We start from the raw sequence: 16,052 nt of genomic DNA on the forward strand, positions 1-16,052 counted from the left end.
CCCCCCAGCAACGTTAGGTGCAACGGCCCCCTTAGCTAAGAGGCCCCTTACTTCCAGCAACGCCATGAGCACAAATAGGAGGCAGCTGTGGCCCCTGACCCTCCAGGCCGACCCGGACAGGCTCTTGCGAAGTAACGGTGTAAGAGACACCCCGAACCTTCAACGTCAAAGGATCGCCCTCCTCCAGATTCAACGTGATCGCCTCACGCTCCACCAGGACACGAAGACGACTACCACGGATCCGCAACCGCAACGTCATGTCCTCCCACGACTCCGGCAAGCGCGGATCAAACTCGAAATTCCCTTCAGAGTCGCGCAGCCCAGCAAACCCGTAAGCCAGCGCGTTCCACACACCGCCTGCTGAAGCGATGTGTACCCCATCAGAGGTATTGCTGTGCAGGTCAGCAAGATCTACGAAGAGACCTTCACGGAAGTACTCCATCGCTAGTTTTTTGTGCCCAACTTGAGCAGCCACGATCGACTGGACCACCGCCGACAATGTTGAGTCACCCGTGGTGATCGGGTCGTAATACTCAAAATCGCGCCGCTTTTCCTCTTCACTGAATCTGTTGCCCTGCAAGAACAACGCAAGCACAACATCGGCTTGCTTCAATACCTGGAACCGGTAAATCACCAGCGGGTGGAAATGCAGCAGCAAAGGTCGCTTATCAGCGGGAACAGTGGATAGATCCCACTGTTCGGCGCACAGGAAGTTGTCGTCCTGCGGGTGAATACCCAAAGATTCATCGAATGGAATCGTCATTGCGCAGGCCGCTTCGCGCCAGTCGGTGAGCTCGCTGTGCTCCAGGTTGAGTCGCTGTGTTAGTAGCGCGAACTGTTCTGTGTCGGTTGCGGCTAAATGTTCGACCGCATCGGCTGCGACTTCGAGATTGAACCGCGCCATCACGTTTGTGTACAGGTTGTTGTTGACGACGGTGGTGTATTCATCAGGGCCGGTAACGCCATGAATATTGAATGACTGGCTCCCGTTTTTGTCTGTCCGCCAGAAACCTAAATCAGCCCACATGCGTGCGGTTTCCACGAGTACGTCAATACCGCCAGAGGTGAGGAAGCCCTCGTCTCCAGTTGTGTCTAGGTAGCGGCGGATGGCGTACGTGACGTCTGCGTCGATGTGGAACTGTGCAGTACCCGCCGCGTAATACGCAGATGCCTCCTCGCCGTTAATTGTTCGCCATGGGAACAGTGCCCCCTGGGAAGCCAGCATGCGAGCTCGCTCACGTGCTTTATCGAGCAGTAGCACTCGGAAACGAAGAGCGTTCCGTGCCGCTGTTGGTGAGGTGTATGACAAGAATGGCACCACGTAGATGTCTGTGTCCCAGAAGTAATGGCCTTCGTATCCGGAACCGGTCAACCCCTTCGCGGGAATACCCAATTGATCTGCGCGTGCACTTGCTTGCGCTAACTGGAACAGGTTCCAGCGGATCGCCTGTTGAGCTGACCGGTCACCGGTTATCTCGACATCGCTATTGGCCCAGTAGTCACGCAGCCATGTTGCTTGTTCTTCAACACAGTGGAAGATCCCGGTTTGGCGCACTCGGTCTAGGGTTCGACGGCACCGGTCGAACAACTCCCGTACAGGTACGCCTCGCGAGGTGTGGTAGGCAACCGCTTTTGTGACGTAGATGGGCTTACCCATCTGCGCATCTACGCGGTACACCATCTTTCCAAGGTCTTCTTCGGTCGAGATCAACATCTCGTACTCGTTATCCGTGTGGATTGCGTGATCGGCGCCCACCGCTAGCGTCATGCCTGAGTTCGCTGCGCTCCAGCCCAGGAGCATGCGCCGGTCGCTATGCCAATGCATCTTCGGTTCTAGGACGCGGTGTGCGAATTGGCGTGACCGTCGGGGGTCGAAGCCACCTCCCATTGAGGCGGACTTCACGTGGTATTCATCCACCCCGTCTTGTCGGTTCATGATTTGACTAGAGACTGCTACGGGGGCATCGCCGTCGAGCAGAGTGACCTGAAGTGTGAAAATCGCTAAATGTCGTTGCGCGAATGAGGTCATCGCTGTTGTAGAGACTTTTACCCGTTTGCCTGATGGGGTTCGCCACACCAAGTCGCGCCGTAAAACTCCTTCGCGGAAGTCGATAGAGCGCTCGTATTCATCGACGTCGTCCATTGACAACAGCAATGGTTCGTCATCGATGTACAGCTTCATCAGTTTGGAGTCGGGAGCATTGACGATGGTTTGCCCGGTAGTTGCAAAACCGTAGGCATCTTCGGCGTGACGTATCGGCCACGTCTCGTGAAACCCGTTCACGAACGTGCCATGTGCAAAAGCTTCGCGTCCTTCTGGCGGGTTTGCTCGCATGCCGATATAGCCGTTACCGATAGCGAAAAGTGTTTCGGTTGTGCCTAGGTCACTCATGTCGGGGCGGCGTTCCACAAGCCGCCACGGATCCACAGGAAACCTGGCCCGGTCTAAGGGGTCGTGCCCTGCCATTCGGTGCCCTCCGGAGTGGCTGGCGCAATAGTCTGTTCCACGCGATGTCATGGGATTACCTCCGCCAAATCAGCAACGACCTCATCCGCACCAGCGGCACGTAACGCTTCTGCACCTGCGCCTCGGTCCACGCCTAAAACCAGCGCGAAACCTCCAGCGCGCCCAGCAGCCACACCCGATGTGGCGTCTTCAACGACGACGGCTTCTGCCGCTGTTGCCCCGCATAGTTGCGCTCCCCGCAGATACGTGGCAGGGGAGGGTTTGCCAGATAAACCTTCAGCGCGGGCTACTAATCCATCAACGACGTGCTCAAAACGGTCAATAATTCCGGCCGCGGTAAGTACTGCTTTCGCGTTGGCTGAACTGGAAACCACAGCCAAATGAATCCCTGTTCCTTCAAGAGCGTCTAGCAAGGCGAGCGATCCCGGATATGGCGCTACCCCGTCGCGTTTCAAAACATCGTTGAATGCGTCATTTTTCCGATTTCCTAGACCGCAAACTGTCTCTCGATCGGGGGAGTCTTGGGGATCTCCTTCAGGGAGAACAATCTTTCGTGAACTTAAAAATGCGCGCACTCCGTCATAGCGAGGACGCCCATCCACAAAATGGAAATAGTCATCATCGAGGTAAGGACTCAAATCAGCCTCGGCAGACACACCCGTGACGGTCAGGCCTTTTTCGCGTCTAGCATGCACAGACTTCAGGAACGCGTTGAACATGTCTGACCATGCGCGCATATGCACATCGGCAGTGGGAGTTAACACTCCGTCGAGATCGAACAACACAGCTTTGTATCGTTTCAAGTCCACAACAACATGCTAGAAGCCGAAGGACCGTCTTCGCTGGCGCCTTGCAGCCAACAGCTATCCGCGAAATCTTCATAGTTATCCCTGAGCTGTCCGCGTAATATCTGGGGAATGAAAGCCAAGCGTGTTCTCGTCACCGGCGTAGTTGCCGCCACGCTGGTCCTTGGACTCGCGGCCTGCGGACTTAAGTCCGGTGGCGCCGCCGACCCGAACCAGCCACTTACTGTCATGGCGGACGTCACGCCACACTCACAGTTGCTCAAAAAAGCTGAAGAACTCGGCCTGTTGGGTGACGTTAAACTAAAAATCACTGAGATCTCTGGAGCGGTCGACCCGAACCAGCTCGTTAAGAGCGGCGACATCGACGCTAACTTCTTCCAGCACAAACCATTCCTCAGTGACTGGAACGCTAAGAACAGCGGAAATCTCATCACCGCTGGCGGGATTCACCTAGAACCACTGGGCCTATATTCCAAAAAAGTCGGGAAAGTTGAAGAACTTCCCTCCGGTGCCAGTATCGCTATTCCACAAGATCCAACCAACATGGCTCGCGCGCTCTTTTTGCTGCAGGATGCTGGCCTGATCACGATGAATGTCAAGTCTGATGATCCAAAGCTTGACTACAGCCAAATCAGCACGAAGAACGTCAGTGGTAACCCGAAGAACATCCAGTTCCTCGAAATTGATCGCCCGCAGCTGGCTGCCACCCTCGACGACCCGAAAGTTTCCATGAGCATCATTAACGGAAACTATGCGCTTGAAGCAGGGTTATCTCCTGAAAAAGATGCAAAGCATCTCGAGAAAGCAGAAAATAATCCTTACGTGAACTATCTAGTGACCCGACCTGAACTACAGAACGATCCGCGTATAAAAAAGCTCACCGAGGCGCTCACGAGCCAGCAAATTAAGGACTACATCAAGACCACATATAAAGGCTCTGTCCTTCCTGCGCAGTGATCTTTAGTCCCTCACAAGGCTGTTTTGCCCAACTAGCATAGTTGGGCAAAACACCCATTTTTGTGAAAATGCACGAGGAGAAGCCCAGCTGTGCAAACAATCAAGCTAGGTCGATAAGTAGCCGCGTGTAAGCCTGGGCAGGTTCATTAATAATTTGTTGGCTTGGTCCCTCCTCTATCAGATGGCCATGCTTCATTACAGCAATACGGTCAGCAAGATGCGCGACTACAGCGATGTCATGACTGATAAACAACATCGAAAAATGACGTTTTTTGCGCAGCTGAACGAGTAAATCAAGAATTTCTGCTTGAACCGTTACATCTAAGGCAGAGGTGATTTCATCACAAATAATAAGATCAGGTTCAGCGAGAATGGCCCGCGCAATAGCTACTCGTTGCCCCTGGCCAACACTGACGCTACCAATTCCCCGATGAATGAGATCAGCAGTAAGACCGACTTCCTCCAACACGGTAGCGATCAGCTCTTTTTGTTCTGCCCGCCCCAGTCTGCGTTTGTGCTGTAGTGGCTCACTCAAAGATTCACCAATACTCATCCGAGGGTTAAACGAAGACCGCGGATCTTGGAAAATCATGTGCAGTTGCTGCTGATGACGCCGTCGGGAAGCAACGCGTCGCGGATTAAGCCGCTTACCTGCCAGAGTGACATGCCCAGCATCAGGAACAGTGATCCCTGCGGCGATATACGCAAGTGTCGACTTGCCGCTACCAGACTCACCAATGATCCCGCAGCACTGAGCTTCACCGACTGTCAGAGAGACATTCTCCAAGGCGCGTACTTCAGCCGCCGTAGTCCCGAATGTTTTCGAGACGTTCACGATTTCAAGCACGTAGACCTCTGTTCAATACCGGTGTCGCTTCGAGAAGACGGCGCGTTACCTCATGCGTGGGCGCCTGAAAAAGCTGTTCGGTTGGCCCGGACTCGACCACCCTTCCATGGGCGAGAACATGAAGTTCAGTAACGAGGCGCCGCACCAGTTTGATCTGGTGACTGACAAACACGATTGCAGTTCCAAATTCGGTGGCAATATCGCCGAGTAACTCAATTACTTCCTGTTGGGAACGCACGTCCACAGCGCTAGTGGGTTCATCGGCAAGCAGTACACGCGGTTCGCTCAGCAATGACATAGCAATGGCGGCACGTTGAGTCATCCCCCCAGAGAGCTGGTGCGGGTAGGCGTGCATAACCCGCTCCGGGTCTTCGAACCGGAGTCGTTGCAGCATTCTTCGCCCAGCCGCCCAGCAAGCCTTGCGTGAAGCTTTCGGGGTGTGGAGACGAATAGATTCACAGAACTGGGTGCCGATACGCATAAGCGGATCGAAACTGGCGCTAGGGCGTTGAAACACGATTGACAGCTCCGGTCCGAGGAGGCGGCGGCGCTGGCTCCAGCGCACATGGGTGATGTCGGCGCCGTCGTAGCTGACTGTTCCGGATCTGATGCGTAAACCATCGTGGGTGAAGCCGAGTAGGGCGTTGAGCAGAGTCGACTTTCCGCTTCCTGACTCTCCGATGATTCCGGTGAGTTTTCCACGCGCCAATTGCAGGTTGATGCCGGAGATAATGTCAGTTTCGGGTGTGTACCCGGCAGTGAGTTCAGTGCATTCGAGAACAGGCAATCGAGTGTGCTGAGCCCGCGGGGTGATGCTAGCTAGTGGATTATTCGACATGGGTGTCGTAACCGATGAGGTGATATTCAGTGGGACGAAGATGAAGGTTTTTCACTGCAGATTTGGAGACTGCCCACCATTTTTGGTTACCGACCATGATATAGGGCAATTCTTTGACAAGAATGTTTTCTGATTCCTTAGTGGCAGTGATACGTTCTTCGCTGTCTGTGGCGTTGCTGAGCTTGTCAAGAGATTTATCGAATTCTGGCGACTTCCAGTGGCTAAAGTTGCTTTCAGAAGTGGAGCGCAGCATCGTGTCGAAAAAGTATTCAGGGTCACCGGTGGGAGCGGTAGCCATCGAATACATGGCCAGGTCAAAATCCCCAGCCTTCATCGCTTCAGTGGTGTCTTTCATTTCTTTGATTTCGACAGTGACACCAATGCTTCGTAGATCAGATTGGAGAACCTGCGCCAACTGGCCCAAGTAAGGGCGTTTGGGATAGGTGAGGACCTTCAGGGTGAGAGGCTTTTCGTCTTTAGTGAGTTTCCCATCACGCTCGCTATACCCGAGGTCGATGAGTGTTTTTTTAGTGGAAGAAAGATCTTTTTTAGTGACGGGAATCGCCAGGCCGTCGGTAGTGCCGAATGCGACGCTGGCGGGGAAGTACGAGTAAAGCGCTTCGGCTTTGCCATGCAGAAGAGACACGTACGCGTTGCGGTCTAACGCTGCGTTGATGGCCTGGCGTGCCCGCGGGTCAGACATGGTGGGGCTGCTGGTGTTGATGATGACTCCATCAGAGCGAGTGGAGCTGGTGTTCCAGGTAGTGAATCGGGAGGTGTCCTGGAAAATGTTGAGGTTAGCGGCGTCAGGGCGCACAACAATGTCAGCTTCACCTGACTGCAGTGCCAAGGAGATGGATTGTTCATCACCGTAAGTGCGTACGGTGATGGTGTTAAGGCGGGGTTTTCCTTGCCAATATTTTTGGTGAGCAGTTAGGACGTGACGTTGTCCTTTTGTGAACTCTTTGACTTTGTAGGGACCGGTAGCGACAGGGGCATTGCTGGGGTTGATACCTGCGCCGATTGCTTGGATTCCCATCATCGGATCGGCCATGACGTGGGGGAGTGCTGGCAAAGAGCGGGTGGTAGTGATCGTGAGTTTTTGTCCGTCAGCTTCGATGGACTCGATCGGTAGCTGGGATTTAGCGCGGACGTTCGTTTCCAGGGCGTGCTCGATGGAAGTTTTCACTGCTGCTGCAGTCATAGGGGCGCCATTGTGAAAGGTGACGTTCTCACGCAGGGTGAACTCCCATGTGGTCTCGTCGCGGAGTTTCCATGAAGTAGCCAGTTTGGGGGTGAGCTGGAGTTTGTCGTCGACGTCTACGAGGGTTTCGCTGATGCCATCGCGGTTGGTGAACCAGCCGGTGTAGGTCGAAGCTGGGTCGAGGTTGTCGACTTCATCGGTGGTAGCGATGGTCAGCGCGTTGGGGTCGCTGTTGTTCCCAGTAGAGGCATTACCGCAGGCGCTTAACGCTAATGCGCTGATGGTCAGCAGGCTTAGCGCCGTCTTTGAGATCTTCATGAGTGGACCTTTCTCCAAGTGTTACGGCGCAGCTTCCGCCCGGGCATCGATGACAGGTGTATGTGATCTGTCAGCAGGTTGATGGTGACAGTGGTGGTGAATACGGCCAGGCCAGGGGCGAGAACAAGCCACGTAGCGGTATGCAAGAAGGGGCGGGATTGGGCGATCATCGTGCCCCATTCAGTGGTGGGCTGCGGCAACCCAAGACCAACGAAGGAAAGAGTGGCGAGATTCAGAATGACACCGCCGAGGTCAGAGGCAGCGACAGCGATCAGAGGACCGGCGATATTGGGCAGGATGTGGCGGACGAAAAGGATGGGGGTAGGGACGTTGTTCATCCGTGCTGCGTGAATGTACGGAGCGTTCTTCAGCTCCAAGGTGAGGATGCGCGCATAACGCGCGGTGCGCGTCCAGGTGGGGGCAGTCAAGGCAGCAACGATGTTCCAGAAACCTGGGCCAAGAATCGCCGCGAGGGCTAGAGCGAGGATGAATTCGGGAAATGCCTGAAAGATCGCGGTGATGCGTTGACAGATGGTGTCGATGATGCCGCCAATGGCCCCGGCGAGCATGCCGACGGTCGCCCCTATCACTAGTGCGAGGGCCACGACAGTGATGGATATGGCCAAGGTAGGAGCGATACCTGCCAGGGTACGTGCCCATATATCTCTACCGAGCTGGTCGGTACCAAGAATGTGACTGAAGTTCGGAGGGCGCAGAGCACGGGTGATGTCTGTGCTGTTCGGATCGTAGGAAGTGAGGAAGGGCGCGGCGATACCGGCGATGAGAATGAGTCCTAGCAGACAGCTAAGCAAGGGGATAGGGCGCACATAGGTGCGCCGGGGATGCGGTGGCGGGGTGGTAGCAGTGGTGGTAAAAGTGTGCGGGTTGACGTGGTTGATGGATAGGGGCAGAGCAGGCGGGTGGGTATCTTTGATGCCTTTGGCGATGGTGCTGGTGGTGATTTTCTGGGTGTTTTTCATCCGGGGGTCGAGGGCAAATGCGGCCAGGTCGCTCAAGGCATTAGCGACAAGAAAAACCAGGACGCACCACATCACATAGGCCTGAATCACAGGATGGTCTTTAGCTGTGATGGCCGATAGGGCGTAGGCACCGATGCCGCGCCACGAAAAGATCGCTTCAACGACAACCGAGCCGCCGAGAACAGCTCCGAACCCACTCCCGGCCAGGGTGCATAGGGGGGCGGCGATGTTGCGGGCCAGGTGCAGCCCGATGCGGGTTTGGCTCATTCCACGCAGACGTAAGCCAGTGACAAATGGGCGACTGGCAGCTTCCAAAGCCAAGGTGCGGACTTGGCGTAGATGCCACCCAGCGGTGGCAAGAACCAAGGTGATGGTGGGCATTGCCATGCCAGCTAGGTCAGCATCAGCTGCAATAGGGAACCACGCTAGGTGCAGTCCGAATACGTCTAGAACCAGCAAAGCGATCACGAAAGCTGGGACAGCAGAGCTGGTGTAGCTCACTGCTCTGATGAGCATGTCGGTTCGGCTGCCGGGACGCAACGCGGCGGCCACTCCCAGGGGAATAGCGATGATCCATGACATTGCAATGGAGGTCAGCGCTAACGCCAAGGTAAGAGGAAGCCGGTCAGCAAACTCCGCGGCGATGTCGTTCCCGGTAGCCAGCGACGTGCCCAGATCTGCGTGCAAGAGCCGGTTGAGCCAGTCGAGGTACTGCTCCAACAACGGCCGGTCCAGGCCTAGACGGTGCCGCATAGTCGTGAGCATCTCGGCGGTAGCAGGTACGCCTTGGGCTGTCAGAGTTTGGCGGGCCAAATCCCCGGGAGCTAAGTAGGTGAAGGCAAAGGAAAGAACACTGGCACCAAACAAGACGATGAGGGTGTTGGCCACCCATGACAGTAGTGAAATAAGTGCCCTAAGTGAACGTGTTGACCAGCTAGAGATGGGCTTGGTCGCTGCAGAGGTGGATAGGGTCACTCAATGGCCTTTGGGAGTGGGAGGCGAGAATCAAGTAACAAAGTAGATCCATCGACAACGGTTGGCGAACCTGAGAGATTTCACAGATGCAGCAGCTGTAAAGGACACCACTGGTGAGAACTCGACTGGCCTGCCTGCGCCCTTGTCTGGGAAGCTTGAGGGAAGATAATCAGCCCCACTAACGACTTGAGCGAGCTCGGCTAGGCCGCCTCGCCCGCGAAATGAGAACGCAGTGATCGAGATCGACTCCGTCACCAAGGTCTACCCAGGCCGTGGTGGCTCAGCAGAGGTGACCGCCGTCGACGACGTCACCCTGACCATCGATTCCGGACAGATCTTCGGGATCCTCGGCCGTAGCGGCGCAGGAAAAACCACCCTGCTGCGCTGCTTGAACTTCCTTGAACACCCCACCAGTGGCCGTATCAGTATCGATGGTGTCGATTTCACTAGCCTCAAACCCGCCGAACTTCGCGCCAAGCGTCAAAGCATCGGCACAGTGTTCCAGCACTTCAACTTGCTACATGCCCGCACCGCTGCTGAGAACATCTCCTACCCTATGGAGATCTCCGGTGTCCCTGCAGCTGAGCGCAGCACCCGCGTGGCTGAACTTCTTGAACTTGTTGGTCTAGCAGACCGCGGAAGTAACTATCCTTCCCAGCTTTCTGGCGGTCAGAAACAGCGTGTCGGTATCGCCCGGGCCCTGGCAGGTAACCCCTCAGTTCTCCTGTGCGACGAAGCCACCAGCGCGCTGGATCCGCACACCACCGAGCAGATCCTTGACCTGATCAAAGACATCAACGCTCGCACTGGTGTCACGGTCGTGATGATCACTCACGAAGCCGAAGTGGTCCGCCGTATTTGTGACGCTGCTGCCTTCATGGAGGGCGGACGAGTCGTCGAAACAGGACAGCTGCTTGACCTCATCGCCAACCCCGCCTCGCGACTGGCTGAAATGCTGCTTCCCACTGGGCAACCTGATGTCGCTGATCAAGGCCGCGCTCTCGTATTGGGATTCGCCAACGAAAACGCTGTCGAGCCTATGATTGCCGACCTCGCCCGCGAAACCGGAATTGAACTGGCTATCCTCTCCGGCACCGTGGAACGTGTCGCCGGGCGCCGCGTGGGACGACTCATGGTCACCGTTCCCGGCACCAACGCAGACGACGTCGCCGCCGCGCAGAGCGCCGTCGCCACCTACTTCGAAGCGCGGGGAGTGAGCGTGACGCCGCGATGACCACCACGATCCAGGACGCAATGCCCGAGCTCATGGAGGCCCTCGGCCAGACCCTATGGATGAGCAGTTGGGCTTTCGTGCTCACCATCATTTTTGGTCTGGCCAGCGGCGTCTTACTGCGACTGACCAGCCCAGATGGCTTGACCCCAAACAAAATTGTCTACGGCGGGTTCGGGGCACTGGTCAACCTTGGGCGCTCGCTGCCGTTCTTGATCCTGCTCATCGCGCTCATTCCGGTCACACGACTCATCGTCGGTTCGGCGATTGGACCTACCGCCGCGATTGTTCCCCTGACTGTCGGTGCCGTTCCCTTCTATGCCCGAGTCGTTGAATCAGCTCTACGAGAAGTCGACCCCGGAAAAATCGAGGCCGCCATCGTCATGGGCTCGGACACCAAAGCCATTGTCCGCAAAGTCCTCATCCCTGAATCCATGCCAGGACTGGTCTCCGGGGCCACCCTGACTCTTGTCACCCTTATCGGCTACTCCACCATGGCCGGTGTCATTGGCGGTGGTGGTGTCGGCGACTTCGCCATCCGCTACGGCTATCAGCGATTCGATGCCGCCGTCACACTCGTAGCCGTCGTCATCCTCATCATCATCGTGCAGGCCGTCCAGACCGCAGGCGACGCTATCGTCCGCGGTATGAATCACAAACGCTGACCTGATAGCCAACGCACGAGGCGCTCCACATACCAGAAAGGCCCTCCATGAGCGGCAACGCTTCCTACCATCTGTCGAACTGTTCCATCCTCGCGGTCACCACCGTGGAAGCCCCCGAGATCGTCACCTCGGCTGAACTCGATGCGGCTCTGGCACCGGCATACGCCGAAACACGCACCGTCGCCGGACAACTGGAACGCCTCGCCGGAGTGAAGCAACGCCGTTGGTTCCCCGTTGACGAAGATTTCACCGACGGGGCTGTCGAAGCAGGCCGGCGCGCTCTCCAAACCGCCGGTATAGCCCCTGAACAGGTTGGCCTTGTCATCAACGCCTCTGTGACCAGGCCGCACCTCGAACCAGGTATCTCCGCCAAAGTCCACGCCGAACTTGGCCTGCCCCGTAACTGCATGGACTTCGACGTAACTAACGCCTGCCTCGGCGTTGTCAATGGAATGCAGATCGCTGGCACCATGATCGACGCTGGCCAGATCCGCTATGGCCTCATCGTGGCTTCTGAAAGCTCCCGCCAAATGCAAGAAGCCACCATCAAACGTCTCAACGCTGGTGGAGCCACCAAATCTGACGTCAAACAAGCCTTCGCCACCATGACCCTTGGCAGCGGCGCCGTCGCTATCCTCATCGGTCCCAGCGATGCCCACCCCGAAGGACACCGCCTCCTCGGCGGTATCACCCGCGCCGGAACTGAACACCACCGACTATGTGTCGGAAGCATGGACGGTATGCGCACCGAAGCCAGCAAACTCTTCCGCGAAGGCATTGACCTGGCTCTGGATGCCTACACCGAATCGGCAGAAGACGGTTGGGACTGGAAAGACATGGACTGGTACGTCGCTCACCAGACCTCCACCGCTCACATCGCCACCCTCGCCCAACGGCTAGACAAACCACTGGAGAAATTCCCTACCACCATTTCCGATTATGGCAACATCGGCCCCGCCGCGATGCCCTACACCTTGGGCACCTTCCAAGACCAGTTCGCTACCGGTGACCGTCTGCTCCTCATGGGTATCGGATCCGGACTCAACGCCTCATTCGTTGAGGTCCAGTGGTGACACCGGTAGAAATCCGCAGCCAGCTCACCGGTCTGCCCGGAATAGACCCTGCTTGGTCACGCACCGTCACAGCGGTCGATGCCGACGGGATCGACCGCACCTGGCACATCCTTGACACCCACGCCCCCAGCGGGAGTGACAAAGAAACCAAGCCAACCCGCGGCACTCTTCTATGCGTTCACGGAAACCCCACATGGTCCTACTTATGGCGTCACATCCTGGCTGCTCCTGCCCCGGGATGGCGCGTCATCGCAGTCGACCAACTCGGCATGGGATTCTCTGAGAACCCGCGCGGCTCCATGGCACAGCCACGAACTCTGGCACAACGCATCAAAGACCTCGCCGGATTGACCCAAGCTCTCAACCTCACCGGACGCGTCGTGGCCGCAGGGCACGACTGGGGTGGCATGGTCGCTACTGGATGGGCCCTTGAACACCGTGAACTGCTCGCTGGCCTCGTACTGGCCAACACCACTGTCCACCATGACTTCGACGCAGGCCTGCCCACCGCGCTGAAATTCAGTCTCACACCGCGCACCCTCAAAGCAGCCACGGTGGATACCCCCGCCTTCGTACGCGGCACTACTGCAGTCAGCAGCCCCCGGCCATCGCGCGATGTGCAAAATGCCTACGCCTTGCCTTACCGCACCCGCACTGACCGATCCTTCGTGGGGCAATTCGTCGCCGACATCCCCACCACTTCGGGACACCCGACCCGCGCCACGATGAGGCGCCTCGCCGACGGTTTGAGCGCAATGGGCTCCGAAACTGCCCCTGTACCTGTGCTTCTGCTGCGTGGCCCTAAAGACCCTGTCTTCTCCGAAGCACACCTACGTGACTTGCAGGCGCGGCTACCCCACGCCGATGTACATCGTTACGAGGGCGCATCGCATCTGGTTCTTGAAGATGCTCCCCGCACCACGGAGGACATCGCCCGCTGGATCGAAACCCGCATCGACCAGCATGGCGCCTCTATCAACAGCGACCCAGCAACGCACGACGGACGCCCACCCCAGGCGCCTTTCGCTGTTGGAACCCCTGCCCAGCCCTGGTCTGGATTGACCGACTTGGCTCACCGTGACCCAGAGGCACTCTGCGTCGCTGAAGTTGCTACTGGACGCCGAATCACCTTCGGGCAGATCGACACTGACATCGAGCATGTTGCTTTAGGGCTGCGCGATGCAGGGTTACGCCCTGGTGACCGCGTCGCTTTGCTCGTCGAACCAGGCATCGATCTGACTGTCGCCGCCTACGCTGCCTGGCGCGCCGGAGGCGTCATTGTCGTCGCTGACGCTGGTCTTGGCCTGTCCGGTATGGGACGTGCTCTGCGCGGCGCAGGCGTCCACCACATCATCGCCATGAGCAAAGCCATGCCAGCGTTGCCAGCGCTGCGCGTTCCTGGAACTCGTTTCCTCGTCGGTGACTTACCGCGCTTGGCGCGAAAAGCTCTTGGCGTACGCGCATCCTTTGACGACCTACGTGCTCGGGGGCGTGCCCTCGCTGCTGGCGGGCACGCTCTCCCAGATAGTCGCAAGCCTGAAGACGACGCTGCCGTGCTTTTCACTTCCGGTGCTACAGGCCCCAGTAAAGGTGTCGTCTACACGCTCGATCAGATCCGCGCTCAGGTAGGCGGTTTCGGGCATATCTACCGACTCACACCTGGCGACCGTCTCGTCGCCGCATTTGCGCCTTTCGCGCTGTATGGACCTGCCCTTGGTGTTGCTGGTGTTGTTCCTGACATGAAAGTCACTGCTCCAGCCACTCTTACTGCGGCTGCACTAGCTGATGCGGTCACTGCCGCGCGAGGTACCACTGTTTTCGCTTCACCTGCGGCTCTTCGCAATGTGTTAGCGACCGCCGAGCAGCTTCAACCCAGTCAGCGTCGTGCGCTGGCAGGAGTGAAGATCGTGATGTCTGCAGGGGCCCCAGTCCCGCTCACGCTTCTGCGCCGCCTGAAAGACACTGTTTTCCCTCACGCAGAAATGCACACGCCGTATGGCATGACCGAATGTCTGCCCGTCTCGGACATCACCCTTGAGGAACTTGAGCAGGTATATGCGCCAGAGCGCATGCAAGATGGTGTCTGCGTGGGGCACGCAATCGAAAGCGTCCAGATTATGGTCGCTCCTTTGCCTGCTGTTCCTGATGGTCCCGATGGTGATCTCACCGCTGAGGCTGGCGTAGTGGGGGAAATTTGTGTGCGGGCACCGCACATGAAAGACCGATACGACCAGCTGTGGGGCGTTGATGATGCTTCCAAGAACCCTCGTGGCTGGCATCGCACAGGTGATGTGGGGCACCTCGATAGAGATGGTCGCCTCTGGGTGGAAGGGCGACGTGTTCACGTTATTCATACAGCTGAGGGGCCTTTGACTCCGGTTGGGCTTGAACAGCGAGTTGAGTCGCTCGACGGTGTCGCGAACGCCGCTGTCGTGGGAGTCGGGCCACGTGGCCTACAACAACTCGTTGTGGTGCTCACCCCCGATGAGAGAGGTCTTGTCCGCGCTGCTGGTGGGGTGTTAGCCGATCAAGCTCTGCACACCGCTGTCCGGGCAGCTGCGGATCGGCCAGTTGCTGCTGTGCTTGTCCGTGACAGCATGCCTGTTGATATTCGACACCAATCCAAAATTGATCGGACCGCTTTGGCTTGCTGGGCTGAGGATGTTCTTGCCGGGAACGGAGGACGGCGATGAAGGTGCTCGTCACTGGTGCTTCGGGCATGCTCGGTGGCGGTGTTGCTGAGGCACTTATGCAACGCGGTGACGAGGTGACGGTGTTGCAGCGCCGTGCCAGCAATATCCCGGGTGTGCGTGAGGTTCTCGGAGACATCACTGTTCCTGGTGATGTGGACCGCGCTATGGCGGGTCAAGAGGCTGTGGTGCACCTGGCAGCCAAAGTGAACATCACTGGCAGGTGGGAGGATTACCTGCGCATTAATGCCGGTGGCACTTTGAATATGCTGGATGCGGCTCGCCGTCATGGCATCTGCCGGTTTGTGCATACTTCTAGCCCGTCTGTGGCACATGCAGGTACATCGATTGTTGGTCAGGGCGCTGGTCCGGCCAGTCCTGAGCACGCTCGGGGTAACTACGCCCGTTCCAAAGCGATCTCTGAGCGTATGGCTCTAGAAGAGGATCTTCGTTCTCAGCAGGCAGGTAGTGGACCTGCGGTTGTGGTGTTGCGTCCTCATATTGTGTGGGGTCCGCGTGATACTCAGCTGGTGGCGCGGGTTATTCGGCGTGCACAGGCAGGGCGGTTGCCGGTGGTTGGTAACGGTGCTGCGCTCATAGACACTCTCTATATCGATAATGCTGTGGATGCATTTGTTGCGGCAGTGGATCGCTGTATAGATGTACGGGGCGAGTCTTTCGTGGTGACTAATGGTGAGCCACGTCCTGTTTCGGAAATTTTTGTGTCGTGGGCGCGTGCCGGTGGTGTGGATCCGGCGCCCAAGGTGTTGCCTAAACGGCCTGCGTTGTGGGTTGGTAGTGCTGTGGATGTGGTGACGGGTTTGCGTGAACGGTTTGGTGTGCTGAATGAGGCTGACCCGCCGTTGACGCGGTTTTTGGTGGAGCAGTTGTCGACTGCGCACTGGTTTGATCAGCGCCGCACGCAGCAGGCTCTGAGATGGACTCCGAAGGTGAGTTTGGATGAGGGGTTTGCTCGGGTAGCTGAGTATTACTGCCGCTGA

General features: G+C 57.3%; 12 protein-coding genes. 6 read left to right on the plus strand and 6 right to left on the minus strand.

What is annotated here, in order from left to right:
* Nucleotides 1–31: 31 nt before the first annotated feature.
* Together AC2T9U_RS00950 and AC2T9U_RS00955 are read right to left on the minus strand one after the other, a co-directional pair.
* On the minus strand, nt 32–2,518 hold the full coding sequence (locus AC2T9U_RS00950; RefSeq protein ID WP_493696321.1) for a glycoside hydrolase family 65 protein: 2,487 nt from the start codon (nt 2,516–2,518) through the stop codon (nt 32–34).
* Nucleotides 2,515–3,276, minus strand: a complete 762-nt coding sequence (locus AC2T9U_RS00955; RefSeq protein ID WP_493696322.1) for an HAD family hydrolase — start codon at nt 3,274–3,276, stop codon at nt 2,515–2,517. The genes AC2T9U_RS00950 and AC2T9U_RS00955 overlap by 4 nt, the downstream gene beginning before the upstream one ends.
* 108 nt (nt 3,277–3,384) lie before the next feature.
* Between AC2T9U_RS00955 and AC2T9U_RS00960 the strand changes: the two genes are divergently transcribed.
* The gene (locus AC2T9U_RS00960; RefSeq protein WP_493696323.1) at nt 3,385–4,230 is read left to right on the plus strand and encodes a MetQ/NlpA family ABC transporter substrate-binding protein; all 846 of its coding nucleotides are present in this window, start codon (nt 3,385–3,387) and stop codon (nt 4,228–4,230) included.
* Between the two features lie 100 nt (nt 4,231–4,330).
* On the opposite strand, the gene AC2T9U_RS00965 is transcribed toward AC2T9U_RS00960, so the two are convergent.
* The 4 genes from AC2T9U_RS00965 to AC2T9U_RS00980 are packed head-to-tail and all read right to left on the minus strand — an operon-like array spanning nt 4,331 to nt 9,305.
* The gene (locus tag AC2T9U_RS00965; RefSeq protein WP_493696324.1) at nt 4,331–5,077 is read right to left on the minus strand and encodes an ABC transporter ATP-binding protein; all 747 of its coding nucleotides are present in this window, start codon (nt 5,075–5,077) and stop codon (nt 4,331–4,333) included.
* A complete protein-coding gene (locus AC2T9U_RS00970; RefSeq protein ID WP_493696325.1) occupies nt 5,070–5,915 on the minus strand; it encodes an ATP-binding cassette domain-containing protein in 846 nt (281 codons plus the stop codon). The genes AC2T9U_RS00965 and AC2T9U_RS00970 overlap by 8 nt, the downstream gene beginning before the upstream one ends.
* Nucleotides 5,905–7,437, minus strand: coding sequence for an ABC transporter substrate-binding protein (locus tag AC2T9U_RS00975; protein ID WP_493696326.1), 1,533 nt, complete (start codon nt 7,435–7,437; stop codon nt 5,905–5,907). Before AC2T9U_RS00975 ends, AC2T9U_RS00970 begins: the two co-directional genes overlap by 11 nt.
* Nucleotides 7,434–9,305, minus strand: a complete 1,872-nt coding sequence (locus AC2T9U_RS00980) for an ABC transporter permease subunit (protein ID WP_493696327.1) — start codon at nt 9,303–9,305, stop codon at nt 7,434–7,436. Before AC2T9U_RS00980 ends, AC2T9U_RS00975 begins: the two co-directional genes overlap by 4 nt.
* Nucleotides 9,306–9,624: 319 nt before the next feature.
* Between AC2T9U_RS00980 and AC2T9U_RS00985 the strand changes: the two genes are divergently transcribed.
* From AC2T9U_RS00985 to AC2T9U_RS01005, 5 genes are read left to right on the plus strand one after another with little or no spacing between them, the layout of a single operon-like run.
* Nucleotides 9,625–10,626 carry a methionine ABC transporter ATP-binding protein gene (locus AC2T9U_RS00985; RefSeq protein WP_034401232.1) on the plus strand — a complete coding sequence of 334 codons (1,002 nt, stop codon included), beginning with the start codon at nt 9,625–9,627 and terminating at the stop codon, nt 10,624–10,626.
* Complete coding sequence (locus AC2T9U_RS00990) at nt 10,623–11,288, plus strand: methionine ABC transporter permease (RefSeq protein ID WP_493696328.1); 666 nt, start codon at nt 10,623–10,625, stop codon at nt 11,286–11,288. The genes AC2T9U_RS00985 and AC2T9U_RS00990 overlap by 4 nt, the downstream gene beginning before the upstream one ends.
* Before the next feature lie 47 nt (nt 11,289–11,335).
* Entirely contained in the window at nt 11,336–12,361 is a 1,026-nt protein-coding gene (locus AC2T9U_RS00995; protein WP_493696329.1) for a 3-oxoacyl-ACP synthase III, read from the plus strand.
* Nucleotides 12,358–15,054, plus strand: coding sequence for an alpha/beta fold hydrolase (locus AC2T9U_RS01000; RefSeq protein ID WP_493696330.1), 2,697 nt, complete (start codon nt 12,358–12,360; stop codon nt 15,052–15,054). The genes AC2T9U_RS00995 and AC2T9U_RS01000 overlap by 4 nt, the downstream gene beginning before the upstream one ends.
* Nucleotides 15,051–16,052: an NAD-dependent epimerase/dehydratase family protein gene (locus AC2T9U_RS01005; protein WP_208304014.1), complete on the plus strand. Its 1,002-nt coding sequence runs from the start codon at nt 15,051–15,053 to the stop codon at nt 16,050–16,052. The genes AC2T9U_RS01000 and AC2T9U_RS01005 overlap by 4 nt, the downstream gene beginning before the upstream one ends.

The sequence above is a fragment of the Dermatophilus sp. B7861-1 genome, from assembly GCF_058996045.1.

What these genes read in the sequence shown, in the direction of transcription:
- AC2T9U_RS00950 (WP_493696321.1), bottom strand. Translation starts at nt 2,518, where the DNA reads ATGACATCGCGTGGAACAGACTATTGCGCCAGCCACTCCGGAGGGCAC.
- AC2T9U_RS00960 (WP_493696323.1), top strand. Translation starts at nt 3,385, where the DNA reads ATGAAAGCCAAGCGTGTTCTCGTCACCGGCGTAGTTGCCGCCACGCTG.
- AC2T9U_RS00995 (WP_493696329.1), top strand. Translation starts at nt 11,336, where the DNA reads ATGAGCGGCAACGCTTCCTACCATCTGTCGAACTGTTCCATCCTCGCG.
- AC2T9U_RS00970 (WP_493696325.1), bottom strand. Translation starts at nt 5,915, where the DNA reads ATGTCGAATAATCCACTAGCTAGCATCACCCCGCGGGCTCAGCACACT.
- AC2T9U_RS00975 (WP_493696326.1), bottom strand. Translation starts at nt 7,437, where the DNA reads ATGAAGATCTCAAAGACGGCGCTAAGCCTGCTGACCATCAGCGCATTA.
- AC2T9U_RS01005 (WP_208304014.1), top strand. Translation starts at nt 15,051, where the DNA reads ATGAAGGTGCTCGTCACTGGTGCTTCGGGCATGCTCGGTGGCGGTGTT.
- AC2T9U_RS00990 (WP_493696328.1), top strand. Translation starts at nt 10,623, where the DNA reads ATGACCACCACGATCCAGGACGCAATGCCCGAGCTCATGGAGGCCCTC.